The organism is Corallococcus aberystwythensis, assembly GCF_003612165.1.
In the GTDB taxonomy this organism is placed as follows: domain Bacteria; phylum Myxococcota; class Myxococcia; order Myxococcales; family Myxococcaceae; genus Corallococcus; species Corallococcus aberystwythensis.
In genome coordinates, this window is sequence record NZ_RAWK01000031.1 from 20358 (window position 1) to 40044 (window position 19687).

Annotated in this window: 8 protein-coding genes; all 8 read right to left on the reverse strand. The window is 72.9% G+C overall.

From position 1 onward, the window contains the following. Window positions 1–4: 4 nt before the first annotated feature. A complete protein-coding gene (locus D7W81_RS07125; RefSeq protein ID WP_120554569.1) occupies window positions 5–448 on the reverse strand; it encodes a serine O-acetyltransferase in 444 nt (147 codons plus the stop codon). Further along, a complete protein-coding gene (locus tag D7W81_RS07130; protein WP_208721203.1) occupies window positions 430–1623 on the reverse strand; it encodes a GNAT family N-acetyltransferase in 1194 nt (397 codons plus the stop codon). Before D7W81_RS07130 ends, D7W81_RS07125 begins: the two co-directional genes overlap by 19 nt. 35 nt (window positions 1624–1658) lie before the next feature. Further along, window positions 1659–6281, reverse strand: coding sequence for a hypothetical protein (locus tag D7W81_RS07135; protein ID WP_147445372.1), 4623 nt, complete (start codon window positions 6279–6281; stop codon window positions 1659–1661). A 62-nt stretch (window positions 6282–6343) separates the two neighbouring features. After that, entirely contained in the window at window positions 6344–11338 is a 4995-nt protein-coding gene (locus D7W81_RS07140) for a hypothetical protein (RefSeq protein WP_120554571.1), read from the reverse strand. A 6-nt stretch (window positions 11339–11344) separates the two neighbouring features. Beyond that, the gene (locus D7W81_RS07145; RefSeq protein ID WP_147445373.1) at window positions 11345–12415 is read right to left on the reverse strand and encodes a hypothetical protein; all 1071 of its coding nucleotides are present in this window, start codon (window positions 12413–12415) and stop codon (window positions 11345–11347) included. 35 nt (window positions 12416–12450) lie between these two features. Continuing rightward, window positions 12451–15087, reverse strand: a complete 2637-nt coding sequence (locus D7W81_RS42270; protein WP_158621482.1) for a hypothetical protein — start codon at window positions 15085–15087, stop codon at window positions 12451–12453. Next, a complete protein-coding gene (locus D7W81_RS07155) occupies window positions 15084–18266 on the reverse strand; it encodes a poly-gamma-glutamate biosynthesis protein PgsC/CapC (protein ID WP_120554573.1) in 3183 nt (1060 codons plus the stop codon). Before D7W81_RS07155 ends, D7W81_RS42270 begins: the two co-directional genes overlap by 4 nt. A gap of 268 nt (window positions 18267–18534) precedes the next feature. Beyond that, entirely contained in the window at window positions 18535–19629 is a 1095-nt protein-coding gene (locus D7W81_RS07160) for a hypothetical protein (protein ID WP_147445374.1), read from the reverse strand. Window positions 19630–19687: the final 58 nt, after the last annotated feature.

Sequence of the window (19687 nt, forward strand, 5' to 3'; positions counted from 1 at the left end):
AGCCTTACGTCCCCGTGGGAGGAGCCTGCCGCTTCAGCTCCTTCGCGGGGATGCCCGCCACGGTGGCACCCGGCGCCACGTCATCCATCACGATGGCGTTGGCGCCAATCTTCGCTCCGTCTCCAATCGTCACCGGGCCCAATATCTGCGCGCCCACGCCGATGTAGACGTCCCGGCCGACTCGCGGCGCGCCGGTGTGTCCGGGCAGGGGCTCCAGGCTCACGTTCTGGGAGATGAAGCTCCGCTCTCCAATCTCCACGCCCGGCGCGATGATGACGCCGATGCCGCCGTAGCCCAGCTCCACCGTGGGGTGCAGCAGGGCCTTCGTGTCCACGTGGCTGTTGTGCATGCGGTCGCCCACCGTGGCCACCATGCTCGCGAGCCTTGGCACCTGGAGCGCCTGGAGCCGCTTCGCGGCCCGGTAGAACGTCAGCGCCGTCGGACCCATCTGCCCACCATCCTTTTGGCGACCGGCGCCCAGCGGAACTTCGACCGCTGCAGCGTCTGCCCCATCCACGTGTCCCGGTAGATGAACAGCCAGTGGTGCTGCCGGGTCTGCTCCGTCCACTCGCGCTTGTAGGGGGCATCATCCCCCAACAAGTCCAGCTCTCCCAGGCCCCTTCCGATGCAGTCCTGGATCAGGTTCTCCGTCAGCAGGTGCCCCGGGCTCACCTCCGACAAGGCTTCGTCGTAGCCCGGCTTCATCGCGAGATAGCGACCGGCGTATTCCAGGCCGTACTGGAAGGCGATGGGACGCGAGTCCAGTCGCAGGAAATACAACCCCAGCCAGCCGCGCTCCGCCGCCGTGCGCGCCAGCCCCGTGTAGAAGCCGCGCCGGTGCACGGCCTGTGCGATGGCGGTGCCCTCCTGCGCCTTCCAGCCGCTCTGCTCCAATGCGAAGGCCTCCTCCAGCTTCGACCCCAGGCCCTCGATTCCGGCCACGCGCTCCACCTCCACGCGGCCCTTCTCCTCCAGGCGCCTGCGCCTGCGCCGCAGCGGCTTCGCGTTGCCGCGGCCCTTTGTCCACGCCGCCACCGTGGAGGGCAACACCAGATAGGGCGAGCGAGCGCTCGGCCACGCGCCCCAGGGCATGCCCGCGCCCTTCGCCGCGTGGAGCAGCTCCCACGCCGCGCCGCCTTCCGGCACGTCCGACAGCCGGAGGACCTCCCAGCTGGGGTCGCCCAGCAGGTGCGACAGGAAGGCCACCGCGGCCCGCTTGGGCTCCTCCGCGATGAGGTCGAAGCGGCAGGAGTGCTTGTTGGTCAGCGACGACAGCTGCCGCACCGGCACGCCGTACTGGTGGCCCTGCTCCTCCTGGAGCCCCAGCACTGCCGCCAGTCCGCCCGACGCGTTCCTCGCCGCGAGGATCCGCAGCTTCGCTCCCGGCGCGAAGTGCTCAATCCAGCAGCGCACGAACTCGTGCCGGTAGAACACCTGGTCGTCCACGCGCTTCACCAGCGCGTTCCACTCCATTTCCAGCGCGTCGAAGGCCGCGAGGTCGCGGACCTCCTCCACGCGCAGGGGCTCCACCCGCTTGTGCGGCGCGGACTCCACCGCGTTCTGGCGGGGAAGGGAAGGGACGCGCTCCCCGAGCATCGCGTCCGTGATGGGACTCTCCTCCATGAACCTCTCTCCTCGGGTGTCGCGCTCGGGGGGACTCAGGACAGCGGCTCGCCCGCGTCATCCGCCGCTTCGGGCCCCAGGACCTCCGGGCCCTGCTTCTTGAGCGGCTCGTCACGCAGCAGCACCGGCCCGTCGCCCTTCGCCATCGCGTTGGTGTCCATCGGAACGAAGCGCACCGGCACCGTGACCTTCGTGCCGGGGAGCCCCACGTCCGTCTTGAACACCGCCTCCGCGGGCGCCGGCAGCGGCGCCTCCGCCACGACGGGCACGGGCGCTTCCACGGGCACCGGCGCCAGCCGCTTCGGCTGCTTCTTGAGGCCGCGGAAGAGCCAGCCGCCCTTCTGGCGCTCGTACAGCTTGCGCGTCTCCACCGCCGCGCGCGCGTGCGACACGCGGCCTGACTCCAGGTCCTCCAGCAACATCTCGCTCAGCCGCCGGCGCGTCACGCTGTCCAGGTAGTCGAACACCTTCTCCAGCTTGCGCACCACCACCTGCGTCGCACCGCCCGCCGCCGTGTGCGTCAGCGCCGAAATCTTCAGCTCGTGCCTGGCCCGGGCGCGCTCCGCCAGCTTGCGCAGCCGGTCCGCTTCGTCCGGCGACGCGGCCTTGCTGACCAGCCCCGGCAGCACCGTGCGCGCCAGGCCCGCGTCCACGAAGCCCGAGTCGTCGAACGTCTCCAGCGACTCCAGCGCCCGCCGCCGCGCTTCCACCGACGTGCCTTCCAGCGCCTTGAGCGCCGTCGTCACCCGGTCCAGCGCCATCCAGCGGTACACCCAGTCCAGGCCCGTGCCCTTGATGTTCTGCGCGCCCATGATGCTCACCTGCATCCCGGGCGGCACCGCGCGGGCGCACGCGTCCACCACCTGGTCGCCCGTCGCCTGCGAGTCGGACACCGGCACCAGCTGCTCCAGCATCATCGCCTTGTAGGCGTCGCGGAACTTCGCGTGGAACGCCTTCACGCGTCCCTGCGCGTCCGCCTCACCGCGAGGCAGCAGCGCCTTCAGCCGCGCGTGCACCGCCATGCGCGCCAGCAGGTACAGCGCGTGCTCGCGCACCTCATCCTTCGTCGCGGCCGTCAGCACCTCTGGGAGTGCCTGTGGCTGCGCGCGAGACACCGGCGACAGGGCCTCGTCGATGAGCGGGCCCACGTCGCGCTCCAGCGTGCGGCGCACCTTCTCCACGTTCACGTCGTCGTCGCCGCCCTCCAGCGCCTTGCCCACCGCCGCCGTCAGCGCCAGCGTGGCCGTGGCCTGGAGTCCCGCGCCGGACGCGTACCGCTCCAGCCGGTCCATGAACGTCACCGTCGTGGGACGCGGCACCTTCAGCTTCGCCAGCTCCTTCGCGAGCCGTCCTTCCGCGCGGGCCTGGCCCTCGGGGCTCGCGACCTCCTCCGCCGCGACGACCTCCGTGCTCAACAGGTGCTTGTCCAGCGCGTCGCGCACGTACTTCTGGAGGCCCTCCAGGTTCGTGCCGATGAGCACGTGCCGGTCCGCGGGCGCGTCCTCCACCATGATGCGCGCGAACACCTCCGAGCGGGACACGCGGTCCCAGCGGTTGTTGATGACCGTGATGACCGCGCGCTCCGGGTTCGCATCCGGATCCACGTCCCCCAGGCCCGTGCGGATCCAGTTGTTCATGAAGCCCGTGCGCTCGTTCGCCGAGTGCCCGTTGATGAACTGGAGCTGGCGGCCGCGCACCATCGCGGGCGGGAAGACCTTCAACACGCCGATTTCGGGCTGCACGTGCTCGGCCATCAGCGCCAGCGCGTACGGCCGCGACACGCCCAGTTGCTCCGCCAGCGTCGCCACCAGCGCCATGTTGCGCGGGTGCTCGCGGTAGGGGAACAGCGCGAGGAACTCCTCGGGAATCAGCTCCGCCTCCCACCACGCGCTGTGCAGCAGCGTGGTGTCCTTCTCCTGCGCGGCCTGCTTGAACAGCGGCAGGAAGTGGTCCTCCGTCGTCACCACCCGGCCGCCCCTGGGCATGAAGTTGGTGATGACGGACGCGACGTTGATGCCCGCGGGACCCTGGATGTCCTCATGGTCCGGATAGGCGTTGGTCAGCGTGGCGAAGTCGTCCTTCATCCAGTCGTTCTGGAGCAGCTCGACGAAGTTGGGCTGAAGCGCCATGCACTCCCAGAGGAACACCTCCGTGCCCAGGCGCGCGCCCAGCTCCACCATGTCCTTCTGTTCCCAGATGGTGGCCTTGTCGTAGGGGCGGAAGATGAAGAACTCGGACGGCCCGGCGCCCGGGGCGCTGTGCACGAACATCGCCTCCGAGCCCGTCGTCTTCGCGAACACTTCGAAGCCCATGCCGGAGAAGAGCGCCGCCTTCAGGCGCTCCGTGCCGGACTTGCCGCGCGTGCCCCAGCCGCCGATGACGAGCGGAATCTTCTCCCGGGACTTCCGCACGTTCTGGCGCTTTACGTATGTGTCGCCCAGGAAGACGGAGAAGAGCGCCGCGGTGAAGAGGCCCAGCGCCGCGATGCCGTTGCCTCCCATCCCCAGGAAGTAGCCCTCGTTCTCCATGATGCGCTCGGTGAGGAGCGCCAGGAACCCGCTCTGCAGGCCCAGGAGCGCGGGCGTGTGCAGCGTGGAGGTGGGCTTCGGTGCGGCCTCCGGCTCCTGGAAGAGCGTGGCGAGCGGAGAAGGGACCTGCTTGTTCTGGCCGTACGGCGTGAAGCGAACCTGGACGCCCAGGTCGCGCTCCACGTGCTCCACGAAGCGGCGGCGCTCGCGGGGCTCCTCGCCTCCCAGCGAGTCCAGCCGCAGCGTCGCGAGCCGCCGGTAGTCCTTCGACACCTTCAGGCGGTTGGTCAGCCGGCGCAGGCGCGACGCGGGCGGCACGAGCACCGTCTCGCCGTGGCTGCTGAACAGGTGCACCTTGCCGTCCTTCGACAGCGGCATGTCCAGCAGGTCGTCCACCGTGGGCAGGTGGCGGCCCCAGCTGCCCTGGCTCGCCACGTGGACGCGCTCGCCGGGGACCAGCGTCTCCGTGATTTCGTCCAGGTGGCCCGGGTGCGCGCGCAGCGTGCCGGACATGACGCGGCCGGTGGTGTGCAGGAACGCCTGGCGCTTGTTCGGCGCGGGGCGGCCCAGTTCGTGCCACACGCGCCACAGGCGGCGCTCCTGCCGGTCGCCGTGCCACAGCGTCAGCGTCTTGTCCGTGCGCTCCGCGTACAGGCCGTGCCCGTCCTGCGACAGGTCCGCGAGGATGGCGCCCAGGAACCCGGGGCCCTCCGGCAGCGGCGGCAGGTTCTCCGGCGCGGGCTGGAGCGGAAGGCGCGTGCGGCTGCCCGGGCGGAGCTTGGAGACGCGGCCCGCGAGGAACGCCGTCCACGCCTGGCGCACGGGGTCCTTCACCCGGCGCAGCACCTGCGCGGCCGCAGCGGCGGCCTCCACCACCGGGCCCGAGGCGCCCGGCTGCGTCGTCAGCGATTCCACCGCGTCCAGCAGCGCCGCGTGCGCGGGACCCAGGCCCGCGGCCCCCAGCGCTTCCGCCAGCGCGGCGGCGCGCTCGCACGACACGCGCAGCACCAGCGGCGCGGTGTCACGGCTCAGCACATCCACCAATACTTGAAGCGCAGGGCCCTTCACCTTTGGGGCCGCGAGCGCCGCGTCCACCGCGGCCAGCACGGCGGCGGTGCGCACGCGCGGGCTGGGCTCCGACAGCGTCTGTCCCGAGACGGCCGGCACGGACTCCAGGCCCGCCAGACGGCGCAAGAGCGGCTGGCCTTCCGGACGCTGCGCGATGAGGGCGCACAGGCCCATGCGCACGTACTCGCTGGGGTCGTGGTGCGCGACCTCGGTGAGCAGCGGCAGGCGGTGCTCTTCCGGCAGCAGCGGCGCGCACTGCTCCAGCACCTGACGGCGGAAGAGGAAGTCCCGCTCCGACGGGGCCGTCGCGCGCAGCCTCTGGCGCAGCAGGGCCACGCCCGTGAGCGCGTCCACCGTGAGCAGCGCGCGCAGGGCCTCCGCCTGGAAGAACGGGCTCACGTCCTCCTGGCCCGCGAGGCTCGTCAACGTGGGGCCCACTTCGGGCAGCGACGCGGCGACGCCCGGCACGGCCTGCGCCAGCTGCCGGAAGGCCTCCAGCGCGGCGAAGCGGTTCTGCGCCCGGGGCGCGTCCACGGCGCGGTCCAGCAGCTGCCTCGCCAGCGGCACGGCGGCGGGCTGGAGCTCCTGCGCGGGGGCCGTGGTCAGCACGCCCGTCAGCGCGCGCAGCGCCGTCTCTTCTTCGATCAGCAGCTTGTGGCGGCGCTTCTCCTGCCGCTCTCGCAGCGCGTCGAAGCCCATCCACCGGTCCAGGGCGCGCAGGTCCTCCTTGCGGTCCTTGCGGTCCTTCACCGTGGACTTGAGGTGCTCCACCAGGACCTGACGGCGGGCGGCGTCATCCACCGCCTCGTTGTGCTGGCGGGTGAACTGGACGATCTCCGCGTGGACCGCGGCCAGCTCCGTCTCCAGGGCCTCGAGGGCCACGCCCAGCCACGGGGCCAGCCCTTCCAGGCCGGCCGGGCGGGGACAGGTTTCCACCAGCCGCTGGGCCAGGACTTCGACCGAGGCCCCCCGCACACGGCGGTGCAGCGGGGGCAGGGCTTCCAGCAGCTGGGATTCGAGAGGTTCGTTCGCCGGGTGCATGTCGCGGCCAGAGCTATTCATTGCTTGAGAAACCTGCCCGGCCCCCCCAGGCACGCGTTCGGATCACGACAGCTCAGGACTTCTCAGGGCTGCAAACGTCGTTCATCCAGCAACTCCTCGAACTCCTCCTCGGTGGGCGTGACGTCCTGCAACCCACGTCCACCTGTCCAATCCCACCGCGCTCCGAGTGAAAACATGTTCTGCATCCCGTACGGGCCGGAGAGGAACGCGCGGTCCTCCGCGAAGAGCATGAGGCGGTTGCCGCCCTTGCCCATCCACACGTTCCAGTCCAGGCGGCCCGACACGCGGTGGCGCAGGTACGCCGTGGCGCGGTGATCATCCTGGAAGCGCTGGGAAGCGCCGTAGCCCAGTTCCACGCGCGTGCCCTGGAGCTTGCCGCCCAGCGCCGCCGCCCAGCTGGCGTACGCGCCCGCGTTGTCCATCGTGTAGAAGTTGGCGTTGCTCGTGGCGGCCATGCCCAGCGTGGCGACGTGGTCCTGGAACGGCTGCCAGCGCAGGGACAGCCGGGGCGACAGGCGCCGCGGGTGGTCCTTGCCGTAGAGCCAGTAGACGTTCTGGTCGTAGCGCGTGGACTCCACCGCGCTGCCGCCCTGCATGGACTCCAGCGTCAGGCCCAGGCCGGGGATGAGGCCCACGTCCGGGGACAGGCGCAGGTAGCGGTCCGCCGCGATGCGGCCTCGCGCGCTCCAGCGCATGGCGCCGTCGATGGTCTGCGTGAACACGGAGCCCTGCATGGACAGGCGCAGGTCGCCGGGCAGCTGGTTCACATACCCGGCCACGGTGCCGCCGAGCACGGCGGTCTGGTTCAACGGATAGCGCGCCTCGGGCGTGAAGCGCAGCCACGCGCGGCCCGGGGACAGCTCACGGCGCAGGGACAGGCGGACCTCCAGGCCCGTCTGGAGCGGGCGGTTGAGCAGCTCGCCTTCCTCCACGTCCTCGCTGCGGTAGCCCATCTCCGCGGACACCATGCCCAGGCCGCCCGTGCGCGCTTCCGGAGGCATGCCCTCCGGCAGGAGCGACAGGCTGGGCGGCAGCGCGGGCCAGGGCAGCGGCTCCAGGCCCGTGGTGCCCTGGGCCCACGACGGGGCCGCGAGCGCGCTCGGATCCGCGGCGACACCCAGTTGCACCTGCACCAGGGCTTCACCCGAGGGCGACTCCAGGCTCACGCGGTGCGGACCGCGCGAGGGCAGCAGCAGCCACGTCTCCCCCATGCGGCCCAGCGGCTGGGACGCGCCCTGGAGGCCGGGGTCGGCGTCCGCGGGCAGGCCCAGGTGCATGAGCGGACCTTCCTCCGCGCTGGAGCCGCCCGTGCCGTCACCCGAGGGCAGCGGCGTGCTGCGCAGGAGCAGCTCGCGGCCCGCGGTGGGACCCAGGGCGGTGGCGCGCACGCGCAGGGCGGTGGGGCCCAGCACGGTCATCACCACCGGCGCGCCCGGACGGCTGCGCAGCAGGGACAGCGGCTGCGGGGCCGCCACGACGCGGGCGTTGGCGCTGGCCTCCTCGGACTCCACGAAGCGCACCAGGCCGGTCTGCTGCGTGTCGGCGCGGGCCATCACGACCTCCACCTGGTGGCGGCCGGGGACCTCCAGCCGTGTGCCCAGGATGGCCGTCTCGCCTTCGGCGACCTTCAGCTCGCGCACCACGCGGCCGTCCACGCGGAGCGCGAAGGCGCAGGTGCCGGTGGCGTCCACGCCCGGACGCGGGGTGGTGCCGCAGAGGACTTCCGCCCCAAGCGGCCGGGGCTGCTTCACCACCAGGCTCATCACGCGCGAGGCACCGGCGGGCAGCAGCTTCGCCTCGGACAGCTTCCACGGGGGCGCGAGCAGCGCCTTGCGCACGGACATGGCGACGTCCTCGTCGTCCGCGCCGGCCTCCGACGTGGCCATGAGCGAGCCCGCGGTCTCCTCCGCGTCGCGCAGGCCTTCCCAGCGCGTCCAGCGGCCCGCGGTGAAGCGCATGCGGCGCACGCCGGGATGATCCGCCCACGCCTGGAGCTGGCCCGCGAGCGCGGCACCCAGCGGCGCACCGCCGTCCTTCCACGCCTGGGGCGAGTCCTGCAGCCGCTCCAGCATACCGAGCGCTTCCAGGCCCACCTGCGGCAGGCCCGTCTCGCGGTACAGCGCGGCCATCGCCAGCGCACCCGCCGCGTCCTCACCGGAGGCCGACAGCAGCCGGGCGCGCAGATAGCGGCCCGCGAGGCTCTTGTCGCCCGACACCGCCGCGAGCGCCGCGTCCGCGTGGCCCTCGCGCACCTGGGCGCTGGTGGCCGAGAGGTTCGCGCCGTCAGTTCCCAGCGCCGCGAAGCCAGGGGACACCAGCGTGGGCTGCGTGATGGCCTGGGCGAAGCGCACCGTGCGCGGGGACGCCTGCGACATGCGGTCCATCAGCGAGAGCAGGCGCCGCTGCTGCTCCGGCGTCAGCTTCGCCTGCGCGTCCAGCAGCCGGCCCACGTCCGCGCGAGCGAAGCCGTCCTCCTGCAAGGACGACAGCAGCTCGGCGCGCGCGAGGCGCGGCTCCACGTCACCGGGCTCCGTGCGCAGCGTGCGGGAGAGCGCCTGGAGCGTCTCGTACGCCGTGCCTGCCTGTTGCGGCTGCGGCGGGGCAGGGGACTCCTCGGGCGTGGCCACCTCGGCGCGGCGCACCGCCAGCGAGACGGCGAGCTGCACCTTCGGATCCTCGGGCTCGAACCACACCTCGCGTGCCTGCGCGGGCAGCGTCACCACCGCGGACACCGGCGCGGACGACGTGCCCTTCGCACCCTCCAGCGCGATGTGGCGCGCGCTGGCGGCGCCCGGCATCAGCACCAGCCGGCGCGGATGGCCCACGTCCGTGTTCATGCGGACCACGATGGGCTTGCCCGCCTCCGCGTTCAGCGGACGGAACTGCACGCGCACGGGCGAGGGCAGCTTCGCGTCCGGCACCCGGAAGCGCACGGCCTTCGCGTCCACCTTCACCGGCCACTGCGAGCGCACGTAGCCCACTTCACCCGGCGCGCCTTCCGCCTTCGCGGGCGCGAGCGACAGGAACGCGCGCGTCCCCTCCGCGCCCTCCAGCTTCAGGGCGTGCTCACCCGGAGGCAGGGCAATCTCCACCGGCTCCACCGCCGACAGCGGCAACAGCGGGAACGCGTTGCTCCCCACGCGCAGCACCGGGTTCGCCTTCGCGCCCGGCGGCGTCATCACGTAGGCGCGCAGCAGGGTGGGGGCCTCGGCGAGCCCCGTGGCCTGCACGCGCGTGGTGCCGCCCACGGCGAGCGGCCACATCGCGCTGCCCGCCATGGACGCGTCAGCCTCCATGCCCTGGAGGTCCAGCCACTGCGAGGCCTTCACCTCGGTCCCGTCCTCACGGGGCGTGGGCGCCACCTGCGACCAGCGGCTCGCGCGCCACCACGCGGCGCGGTAGTTGCGGCGGATGTCCTCCGACAGCGGCTCCGCACGCCACGCCAACTCCAGCGCGGCCAGCTCGCGGCTGCGCAGCGGATCTCCCAGCGGCAGGCGGGCCACCAGCTCCGACGCCTCGGCGGTGAGGAAGCCCGCGTCCGGCAGCGCGGGCGCGGTGCCCAGCAGCGCGTGCGCGACGTCCGGCTTGCCCGAGTCCAGCAGCTTCTTCGCGGTGAGGAGGCGCACGTGCCACGCGAGCGGTGACGCGTCCGTGCCCTTCAGCGCCTCCACGGCCACGTCCGTGTCGCCATCACTCAGGGCGGCCATCGCGCGCAGCAGCGGCGACAGGCCCTCCGTCTTGATCCGTCCGTACGTGCCGCGCGCCAGGTCCGGCATCAGCGCCACCAGCCGCTGACGCAGCAGCGACGGGCGGGCGGCGGTGTCCTGCTTCACGACCTCCCACGCCTTCTCCGCCAGCTCCGTCCAGTGCGTCGTGTGCGACAGCGCCTCGGACAGCGTGGGCCGGCGCGTGGCGACGCGTGCGCGCACCATGGGCGCGGGGCCCTTCCAGCTCACGCGGTAGTTGTGCTTGCCCGGAGGCAGCGCCACCCGCAGCTCCTCCACGATGCCCACGCGCTCACCCGACGCGAGCACCCGCGCGGTGCGGCCGTCCGGCAGCGCCGCGCCCTCGGACGCCTCCGCCCACGCGGGCTGCGGCGTGAGCTGCGCCTGCGCGAGCACTCCGCCCACGCCGTAGACCTCCACCGTCGGTGCCTCGGCGGGCGCGCCGTTGCCCAGCACGGCGCGCGCCTCCAGCGAGAACACGCCCGGGCCTTCCAGCTCCAGCGCCCAGACCGAGCCCTTCACCTCCGGGCGGACCCAGGGCGCGTCCATGCCTTCGAGCACCACCTCCGTGCCGGTGGGACGCGGGCGCTCCACGCGCACCGCCTGACCGTAGAGCGGCGACACCAGCGCCCACTCGCGCAGCGCCGCGGCCTTGCGCCAGTCGCGCACCGCGGTCCGGAAGGGCGAGGAAGGGGGCTCATCCTTCACGAGCTCCGCCTCCAGCGCCGCGTCCACGTCCAGCCGCGCGCGCGTGGCCGCGTCGAACGCCAGCGCCGGGCGCGGGCCCTTGCCGTCCACCCACTTGAGGAGCGCGTCCCGCATCCGCTCCTCGGTGCGTGCCGTGGACGTGTGCGTGGGACGCTCCACCACGATGCGGGCGTTCTTCGTCGCCGTGACCCACCAGATGCTGCCGGCGCCCATGGGCTCCGCCAGGTACCAGCGGCCCGGGCGCTCCGGCACGCCCTGTTCCTCCACGCGCAGCTCGGGCGCTTCGTCACCCTCCGACAGCGGCACGCGGGTGAAGCGCAGCGCTCCGGCGGGGCCGGTGACACGCACCACGTCCAGCGGGCCCAGCCACACGGCCGCGCCCTTCTTCGCGCTCACCTCCATCGCGCCCGTGACCTGGGGGACGCCGCTGGGAACGTAGGGCGCGTGGCCCCGGAGGTCCTCCAGCGCCACCGGACCGCGGATGGCGCGAGGCTGCCACGTCATGCCCTCTTCGCTGCGGGCAATGACGGACGGCTGGGAAACGGTGGGCTGCGCGATGACGGGCAGCGCCGCGAGCGCTCCCACGAGCAGGGTGTAACGGGCGCGGCGTCGAACAGGAAACATCGGCGCTCAGTCCTCCAAGGGTGCGAACAGAATCTGGGCCAGCCGGTCCAGACGCGCCGGGGCCGCCAGCGCTTTGCGCGTACGGGATGACATTTCGAGGTGCAGGAAGCGGGCGAGCGGGTAGGCCTGGAGCAGCCGGGCCTGCGCGTTCTGTGTTCCACCGAGCACCTGGACCCCGTTCGGGAACAGCTTCACTCCGGGGCCGAGCACATCCTCCAGCGGTGAAGAGACCTTCCGGGCCCACGCTCCGGGCTTGCGCGTCCCGTCGCTGATCACCGCCGCGAGCATCTCCGTGCGGCCCTTCTGGACCTTGGACTCGCCGAAGCCGTGCAGCTGCGCCACGCGGATGGCGGGCAGCTGGCGCGCGGCAAGGTCGGTGACGGTCTGGAAGAGGTGCTCCGGGTTGTGCGCGACGTCGGCGGGGTGCTCCGGGTCCTCGGGCGTCTCACCGGGGGAGCCCTTGTAGCGGTGCGCGGTGGCGGTCATGAACAGGCGCGGCGCGCGGCCTTCCGGCGGGCAGGAGAAGAGGCTGGAGCCGATGTCCTCCGTGCCGATGTCGAAGTAGGGGTGGGGCACCTGCACCACGTCGTCGGTGGCCTCGCCCGTGCGGATCACATACGCGCCCGCGCCGTGGAGGTTGTCCGGGCGCTCGCGAAGGACCCAGAAGGTGTCGCGCGGCGTGGTCCACGTCTCCAGGAAGAAGCCCGCGGCCGCGGCCACGTTGGTCAGCTCCGGGGGCACGTCCTTCTGCTTGGGAGCCGCCGCCAGCAGCGCGGGGACGAGCTTCGAGAACGCGGCCCGCTCCTCCAGTGTGGTGGGCTGGAACATCACGGCGTCCACGCGGGGCCACAGCCCGGAGAAGCGCGCGTCCACGCGGCACCCCGAGTGCTCGGGAACGTTCACGGAAGGGTTCTCCTGCGGCACGCGCTCCGGGGCAGGGCGCGCCGGGGACTTCGCGCGCAGGCCGTCGTGGGACGCGTCCTGCTTGGATGGCTTCGCGGTCGCCGCCGGGGCCGGAGCCGTCTGCGCGCGGGCGCTCAGGCCAGTGCCCAGCACGGACACGACTCCCGCTGCCACCAGCGGGCGCCACGACCCGGTCCTCCGACGGAACTTCACAACATGTCCTCGTCGGGCTGCCAGCCGCCCCGGTTCCACATGCGCGGCGCGGTGTTCTCCACCGGCTGGCCGAACATGAAGAACCGCACCCACATGGGCTCGGTGCCCAGCGCCTGGACGCGCACGGTGTGCACGCCCGGCGCGATGTCCTCACCCAGCGTCACCGGCACCGTGCGCGCGTACCACTTCACGCCCGGGCGGCCCGCCGGCATGGCCGGGTCACGCTCGGAGGCGGGCAGCACCACCGTGCGCTCGGCGCGGGTGACGTGCGGCACCAGCACGCTGGCGCGGCGCACCGGGTTGCCGCCATCCACCGTCACGGACAGCTGGGGCATCGTCGCGCCCTCCGCCACCGGCGTGTAGACGACCACGTTGAGCGTGACGGCGCCCGCGCCCGTCTTGCGCACCGGCACGCGCAGGCCGCCCTGGCCCACCGGATACACCGTACGCGAGCGCAGACCGCTGCCCGCCGCCGGAGGCCGGTTGAGCATCGCCGTCAGCCCCGGCGCCGTGGAGCGCAGCAGCACCTCGTGCTCGCCCGGCGGCAGCGGCGGCAGCAGCTCCCGCGCCCGCGTCGAGCGCACGGTGAAGCGGTGCAGGGGCTCGCCGTCGAGCAGCACCTCCACCTCGTTGCCCAGCGCCGCCGCGTCCTTCAACGACAGGCGGACCTCCGGACGGGTGGGCGTGCGCGCATCGAAGCGGGCCCGCACCGCGCGGCCCGGCTCCAGCACCGTGGACAGCGCCTTCACCATGTCCACCGTGTCCGCCTGCGCGGACTCCAGCACCTCCACCACCGGGGGCGAGCCATAGGGCCGCACCACCACCGCGTCACCGGACGGCGGCAGGGTCTCCTCCGCCGGGCCCACGGGCTCCAGGCGCACCTGGCTGAGCAGCTCCAGACGGGCGCCCGCCTGCAGCAGCGTGGGCAGGTTCGCCGGACGCATGGGGTGCCACGCGCGCTGGTCCACGGGCGCGTTGCGCCAGCGCACCGCCGTGAGCGCGTCGTTCGTGTACGGCGCCGACGCCGCCACGGGCTGACCGCTGGAGAGGAAGCTGTAGAGCTGCACGATGGTCGCGCGCGGCGCCTCCACGCGCAGCTTGCGAGCCCCCATCGGCAGGAACACCCGGGCGCTCGTGGCACCCGACACCCAGGCCGGCAGGTCCGTCACTTCGCCGGAGCCGGCCGAGCCCGCGTCCTGCGCGACCTGCGCCAGGGGCGTGCACGGCAGCGCGCCACCGGGCAGCGGCACCAGGGCCGCGCTCTCGAACGGCGCGGGCTCCGGGGTCGCGTCCAGCGAGGCCTGGCCCAGGGGCTGGCCCTGGGCATCCAGCACCGTGAGGTTCAGGTGCAGCGGCTCACGCGAGGGCGCGCGGTCCAGCGAGCGCGCGTCGATGCGCACCAGCCGTCCCACCGCGTCCATGCGCGGATCGATGTCCAGCTCCAGCACCGGGCACGCCGGGCCGGTGGCGAACGCCTCCGTGCGGCGCGTGTCCGGCAGGAAGGCCACGCGGCCCTCCGACGCGACGCCCGGCTGGGTCCGCGAATCGGCGGGCAGGAGCCACGACTCGAACGGGCCCTCCACCGTGTAGCGCAGGTCCTCCTGGCCGTCGTTGCGCACCATCACCGTGTGCACGCCCTCCGGCAGCTCCAGCGGATGCGACATGGGCGAACCCGCCACCGGGCCTGGCAGCTCCAGCGTGTGCGCCGTGCCGTCCGTGGACAGCGTCTGCACCGTCACGGGGCCGTGCGGCTGCGCCTTCGCGTCCGTCGCGTCGCTCCACAGCCACAGCACCGGCTTCGCGGGGCCCGTGACGTTGAGGGCCACCGCGCGGCCCGCGCCCAGGCGCTCCTGCACGGACTCGGTGGCCTCCACCAGCGGCAGCCGGTAGGGGGTGCGGTAGACGGGCTCAATCTGGTAGTCGGTGCCCGCCTCGCCCTCCGCGTTGAGGCGCTCCCAGTGCTCCTCCGCGAGCCAGCGGCGCGTGTCGGTGGAGAGCTTCTCGAAGGGCTCGAAGGTGGCGCGGCCGGCGCGCACCTCCGCGCGGGCCAGGGCCAGCTTCTGGGACGCCAGCAGCGGCAGCGTGCGGTGCGCGCGGACGTAGACGCGCGCCAGCAGCGTGTCGTGGGTGCCCGCGGGACGCAGGTAGAGCACGGAGTAGTCCGGCCGCTCCTTGGGCAGGCGCAGCACGAACTCGCGCTCGTCCGTCACCTGTTGATCCGCGTGCGTCGTGAAGGCGCTCTCCTGCAGGAACGTGCCGTCCTCCTGCGGCTGGCCCTTGCTCTGGCGCGTGCGCGTGAAGATGGCGCGCTCCAGGAGGACGCCGTCCGGACCGCGCAGGATGGCCTTGAGGCCGTACTGGTACTGCTTCTCCGGCGCGTAGGGCGTGCCGTCGGGGAGCAGCTCGTGCGTGACGATGAGCAGTTCCTCCGCGTCGGCGGGGACGCGCACGCGCATCTCCCGGCCCGGCTCCAGGCGGTAGAAGATGAGGCGCTCGGCGTTGACGAACTTCGCGTCGCGCCGGGCGGTGGGCGTGTCGGTGTTCCTCAACACGGCGAGGCTCGCGCCCCAGATGAGGGCCAGGCCCACCATCAGGCCAAGGAGCGCCACGAGGGCGCGGCTGCGGGTCTTCATCGACGGGCCTCTTCGCGGGAGACTTCCCCGGTCAACACCACCGGACGGCGGTGCCGCAGCGCCAGGTCCACCGTGCTCGCGAGCTCCGCGTCACCCGCGGTCAGCTCCGCGCGCTTCGCCGGCGACGGGTGCTGCTGAAGGAAATAGACGGCGCGCAGCACCTGCTTGCCCTGCCGCGCTTCCACCAGGAGGAAGGGCAGGCCGTACTCGGCGCTGAAGCCGGACTTCACCTGACGCGTCACATGGCCCACGCGCTTCGTCTGCGCCAGCGCGCGGAGGTCATGCACGTTCTGCTGCGCCACGTAGCGCTCCGCGCTCGCGGTCAGCTCCGCGAACTGCTCCTTCAGCGCGTTGGACACCGGCTGCGTCGGCGCGACCAGGCGGTCCGCCAGGAGCGCGCCCTCGGGAGACTCGCGCGGCTGCTCGGGCAGGAGGCCCGTGATGGCCAGCTCCTCCGCCGCCAGCCGGGGGCCCACGAAGGCGCCGCGCAGCGGCTCGGACAGCCACAGCGTGGCCAGCCGCGCCCCGCCGAACGTGCGGGAGAAGACCTGCTGCGGGCTCGCGTCGTTGAGGCCGGTCAGCTCCGGAGAGCCGTCGTGGTAGCGCACGCGCTGCCCCAGCCAGCCCAGCGGGCCTTCCTGCGACAGGAGCTTCTCCAGGTCCGCCGGCCGCTGCGCCGGGGTCAGCACGGGGCTGCCCACGTCCACCAGCACGTCCGCGTCCACCGATGGCCGGCCGGAGAAGCCGCGCAGGTGCAGCACCCAGCCCTGCTCCTTCGGCATCGCGCGGTGCACCGCCTGGTGGAACGCCTGGAAGCTGGTCCGCAGCTCACCGAAGGTGGCCGGGTGGGGCACGTCACCGGACGCGGTCGCGAACACCAGCGCGGTGGCCTTCGCCTCGTGCCACACCTCCGCGGCCACCGGCAGCGTGCCCGCTTCACGGGCCGGAGACGGCACCTCCAGCGCGAGCGGCGAGCCGCCCGGACGCACCATCAGGCCCGCGCCCAGCCGGCCCGGCGTCCCTTCCGCGTCCGTCACCCACCAGCAACCCGCCGCGCCCTCGCACTCCGTCACCGGGTGCACCCGCAGGCCCAGCAGCGCCGCCATGGCTCCGGCCCAGCGCGTGCGCAGCTCCCGCGGCACGTCCGCCGTCCCGCCGCCCAGCAGCGGCGAGGCCACCTGCTGCTCCAGCACCAGCAGCTCCGCGTCCGACGGCTGCACCGCGGGCACGCGCGCCACTTCCGGCGTCACCATCAGCGTGCCCAGCGCGTCGCGCTCCGTCATGGGCTCGGCCAGCGCCTGCGACTTCTCCAGCACCAGCGAGGCCAGGTCGAAGGCACCCGCGCGCAGCACGCTCACGCGCGCCTCACCCCAGTTGCCACCGGGCTCCGGCGGGGCTTCCGCCGTCACCTTCGCGCCCGGCCACAGCGTGTCCAGGCCCTGGGGCGCCTTGCCGTCCGGCGTGTGCAGCACCACCTGGCCCGGCTTGAGCGAAGGGTCCACGCGCAGCTGCACCCGCTCCCGCGACGACAGCGCGTCGTGCGCGTGGCGCAGCGGCGTCTCCGACTGCGACAGCGCGTCACCCAGCACCAGGCCCGCGCGGCGGGAATCCACGCCGCTCACGATGATGGCGCGGCAGTTCACGCGCTCGCACAGGAGCGCGGCGGCCTCGGCGCTCGGCGCCTCCGTCAGCGGACGCGGCACCTCCAGCACCGGCCCCTGCGCGCCGGGCACGAGCAGCGACGTGTCCCAGCCCGCCTTGCCTTCACCCTCCACGCGCTCCACCAGCGCGAAGCGCGCGGGCACGCCGTCCTGCCTGGGCAGCTCACGAAGCTCCAGCCCCAGCGCCACCGCCTGCGTGCGCAGCGCGTTCATCCCCTCCGCGCGGCCCGTCTCCAGCCACGCGTCCAGTCCGTTCCACAGCCCGGTGTACGCGCGCAGGTCGCCGTGCTTCAGCCGCAGCGAGCCGCCCACGTCGCTCTCCCGCGCGGTGGCGCGGCCCATCACCATCAGGCCCAGCGGAGACTGGTCCAGGCCCAGCCCGGGCACGTGCTCGTGCGAAGCTTGCGCGGTGAGCGCGGTGGCCGGACGCGGCTCCACCAGCGACAGCCCGAAGCCCGCGAGGCTGCCGATGAGGAAGCCCGCCAGCGACGTGTGCAGCGTGGGCAGGAGCACGCGGGCAATCACCTGCTTCTGAAGCATCTTCACCGCCAGCAGCGTGGGCACCAGGTAGCCGAAGCCGAAGAGGTCCGTGACCTTCAGGCCCGGGATGCGGGCGCCCATGGCCCAGCCGATGGTCCACTTCACGAGGAAGCCCAGACAGAAGACGAGCACCGTCTTGCGAGGGCCCTCCAGGTTGAGCGTGCGAAGCCCCGGCACCGACAGCACCGCCTTCGCGGCCACCACCAGCAGCAGCACCTCCGCCATCGTGGCCACGAGCTTCAGCGGCTCCAGCCACGTGAGCGCCAGCAGCGCGGGCACCAGGATGCCGTTGAAGTCCCAGCCGTACTTGAGGTTGAAGCGCGCGGCGAGGAACGCCGTCGTCAGCAGGATGATGTAGGCCTTGGGGCTGGACAGGAAGTCCTGCGCCACGTCCTCGTACATCAGCTCCAGGCTGGAGAAGGACAGGTTGGTGCCGGGCAGCAGCACGAAGCGCAGCAGCAGATACGTGAGCGCCACCGGCACGAACACCTGCCACAGGCCGCGGCGCAGCTTCAGCTTCCAGAAGGCGTTCGCGGTGAGCGGCACCAGCACCAGGCCGATGCTGTGCAGGCTGCGGTCGACGATGAAGGACGTGCCCCAGCGCTCGTCCATCCAGTGCCCCAGCACGGGCAACAGCCACGTCTCGCTCACCGCGCGCACCACCACGCTGGCCAGCACGACGGCGAAGAAGCGGTCGCGGCCGAAGAACTCGCTCCAGGCGCCCGTCCGGGACAGTCCGCTGGAGAACGCCAACGCCAGGCCGTAGGTGAGCAGCGACTCGGCGACGACGGTGCAGCCCGCCTCCGGGTGGATGACGAACACCGAGGCCAGGTAGCCAGGAACGACGAGGCCCACGAAGACCCAACCCAGCGTCTCCGTGAGGAGCGCCAGGATGAGCACGCCCACGAGCACCGCCACCAGGATGGAGGTGTCGAGGGAGTAAGCCGGAAAGAGTGTCAGGGTCGAAAGGAGCGGCATTGGTGGCCGCTCGAATCTAGGGAGGCTCCCGTCCCCGACCAGGGTTGCCCCTCTCGGGGGATGAGAACCGTCCGCTGTCCAACCGATGATCCGCGCCTCCAGTCCCGCTGAATGACCAGCCCCGGACACTGGAAGCGGGTGCCTGGACCGGATCAGCCGCCTGCTTCACGCAAGGCGAAGCCGGGCGGGACCGCGGGTGCGGACGTTGCATGTGGGATGCGTCACGTCACGCCCGGCCGGTGGGAGCGGCCGGGAGGCGGAGGCGCCCCTACGGGCAGTCCTGCGCGGCCACGACCGCCTGGCAGCCCAGGCCGGAGCCGGTGAGCGTGCAGGGCACGGTGTCCGCGAGCGCCTGGATGACGGCCTTGGACGACGCGCCGGTGCCGCGCAGCGTGGCGGACTGCTCCAGGTGGATGAAGCGGTCGGTGGCGGCGGCGGCCTCCGTGAAGCAGGCGTCCCCCGCGCCGTTGTCGATGCGGCCCTGCACGTTGCTGGTGCCGCACAGCGCGCGGTGCTTGCCCGAGTCGTCCGCCGAGTTGCAGGAGAACGCCTTCTTCGTGCCCACCAGGTGGGTGTTGAGCGCGTCGCGCAGGCGGTTGGAGAGCGAGTCCGGGCGCAGCGCGCTGGTGCCGTCGCTCACCACGGCGGCCTCGGGACCGTCGCCCGCGTCCATGCCGTGGATGCTGGCGGCGATGGCGTCCGGGTACGTGTCGCGCAGCGCGCGGTGCGCGGCGGTGAAGAAGTTGTTGCCGTAGTGCGCGGCGTCGGAGATGCGCAGGCCCTTGGTGCCGCACACGCTGGTGGTGCCGCTGCACGGGCTGGCGGTGGTGACGGCGCAGCGGTTGCTGCCCGTGATCAGCAGCGCGCGAGCGCCCAGCGTCACCAGCTGCGTGGACGTCTGGCGCAGCGTGCCCTCGTCGGAGTCCGCGTGCGGCGCCTCCAGCCACAGGTTGCGCGCGGGGAACATATTAATGATGAAGGTGCCGCCACCGCGTGACAGCAGGCCCTGCTCGCGCACCACCAGCCAGCCGCCGCCCGTGTCGTTGCGGAAGGTGGACACGCCGTAGCCCATCCCGGCCAGGTCCTGCACCACCTGCGCGGTGGGACCTTCGGTGAGCAGCGTGCGGAAGGCGCCCTCGAACGCGGCCAGCTCCGTGCCGCCCGGCTCCTTGAAGCCACCGCTGTTGGCCCCGGTGATGGGCGCCGTCTGAAGCCACGTCATCAGGTTGCCCGTCAGGCTGGTGAGCGAGCTGAGCGGCGCGCACACGCTCGCCGTGGGGGCGGGCGTGCCTGCGACCGGCGTCTCGGCCGCGGGCGTCTCACCGGGCGTCACGATGTCCGTGGGCGTCGGCGTGGTGGGCACCTGGCCCACTTCCTCCACGGGCGGCGTGGGGGAGGCGGGCGTCTGGACGACGCTTCCA

Bases quoted from the DNA above. Each gene is read 5' to 3' on its own strand.
- D7W81_RS07125 (WP_120554569.1), bottom strand. From the start codon at position 448: ATGGGTCCGACGGCGCTGACGTTCTACCGGGCCGCGAAGCGGCTCCAG.
- D7W81_RS07130 (WP_208721203.1), bottom strand. From the start codon at position 1,623: ATGGAGGAGAGTCCCATCACGGACGCGATGCTCGGGGAGCGCGTCCCT.
- D7W81_RS07135 (WP_147445372.1), bottom strand. From the start codon at position 6,281: ATGAATAGCTCTGGCCGCGACATGCACCCGGCGAACGAACCTCTCGAA.
- D7W81_RS07140 (WP_120554571.1), bottom strand. From the start codon at position 11,338: ATGTTTCCTGTTCGACGCCGCGCCCGTTACACCCTGCTCGTGGGAGCG.
- D7W81_RS42270 (WP_158621482.1), bottom strand. From the start codon at position 15,087: ATGAAGACCCGCAGCCGCGCCCTCGTGGCGCTCCTTGGCCTGATGGTG.
- D7W81_RS07155 (WP_120554573.1), bottom strand. From the start codon at position 18,266: ATGCCGCTCCTTTCGACCCTGACACTCTTTCCGGCTTACTCCCTCGAC.